The organism is Acinetobacter sp. LMB-5, assembly GCF_001541635.1.
In the GTDB taxonomy this organism is placed as follows: domain Bacteria; phylum Pseudomonadota; class Gammaproteobacteria; order Pseudomonadales; family Moraxellaceae; genus Acinetobacter; species Acinetobacter pittii.
This window is the reverse complement of sequence record NZ_LRDR01000026.1, coordinates 1-1,228: the sequence shown is the minus strand read 5'-3', so window position 1 is coordinate 1,228 and position 1,228 is coordinate 1. Positions and strand designations below refer to the sequence as shown.

2 protein-coding genes are annotated in these 1,228 nt (G+C 39.2%); both read left to right on the top strand.

The features are described from left to right. Positions 1–256 (top strand): hypothetical protein (locus AW165_RS19785; protein ID WP_171254262.1); only part of this gene is annotated, 256 nt, incomplete at its 5' end. Next, on the top strand, positions 249–575 hold the full coding sequence (locus AW165_RS18300; RefSeq protein WP_060466676.1) for a hypothetical protein: 327 nt from the start codon (positions 249–251) through the stop codon (positions 573–575). The genes AW165_RS19785 and AW165_RS18300, both read left to right, overlap by 8 nt. The last annotated feature ends 653 nt before the right edge of the window (positions 576–1,228 follow it).

Genomic DNA, 1,228 nt, shown 5'->3' with positions numbered 1-1,228 from the left:
TAAACGTTCGGATGTGATGCAGGTGATCGGTGTTGCTCTTATCGCTAACCCATATCTCAAACCTTTAGAATATGCTGTGTTTGGAGATATAGCCTACGCTGGACTTAAAGATAAAAACCTTGATCCTCTTTGGGCTTATTTAATGGGTAGAGGGGCTTACTATCGCCTACATTTACTTAGCGTGTCTAAGAGAGTGAAAGATACCTCAGAAAATGTTGTAAGTTATTTTTCAGGGAGCGTTTTAAGTAGTGATTGATAAGGTTAAGACGCAAAAGTATGTGAATGTATCCGATGGTATTAATGCATCTTGCTTAGGGATATGTTTATTCTTTTTTTCTGCGGAATTTATCTATCTTTTAAGCTTCTGGGGATTAACATTTTTTTTCTCAGGACTTGCTCTGAGACGTTATTGTAAAGGTAAGGGTATGATGCGTTTCGGAACTAGTAGTGAAATTGATACTGATGACATAAACGAAATTATTAGTTCATATAACAATTACTTACTGATTCTTGCTATTAGTAATGTAGTAATGATGGGAATTACAATATATCACCTCTATCAAGCTTTCATTTAACTTAAGTGGTTTAGTGCGAACTCAGATTTAGACACAAGAACGGCTTCCGAATCGGGAGCCGTTCTTCGTTGTCAGGGGGCAAAAAATAGGGTCGGTACGTTAGTAACGAAAATCTACAAGTTAAGCGGTAGAGTCCGATCTCGATGCGTCAGCATCGAGGCACACAATGACGCAAGGCGGAGGAAAATTTATTTTCCGATACCGTAGTGTTATTACTGGCGAACTCGCCAACTGTGTGCCTAAAAAAATCTGATCTCATAATGAAAAGTTAACCGTCCAACGAGAATCCAACAGAAAAACAACGACGATCCAACGATCGTCCAACCAAAATCAGCTTAACACCATGCGAATAACGTTGAATCCAACGGCTGTCCAACGGAAAAACAACCAAAATCGATGATTGAGCATGTAGGGTGTTGTTGATGGTGCTTTGAAGTTTTGAAATATATTTTTTTCGCACGATAGAAACAAAAAAGCCTCCCAATCGGGAGGCTTTTTTGTTTGGAGAGTTGCCAGATCTGAAAGATCAGCATTGAGATCAAATGCTTTTAGGATTAATCTCTATACCCAGATGTGACAAAACCACTCTTGCCGGAGTGGTTTTCGTCGAAATACTCACTAGATTTCAGCCCTAGGAAGTTCCTTCCATGATA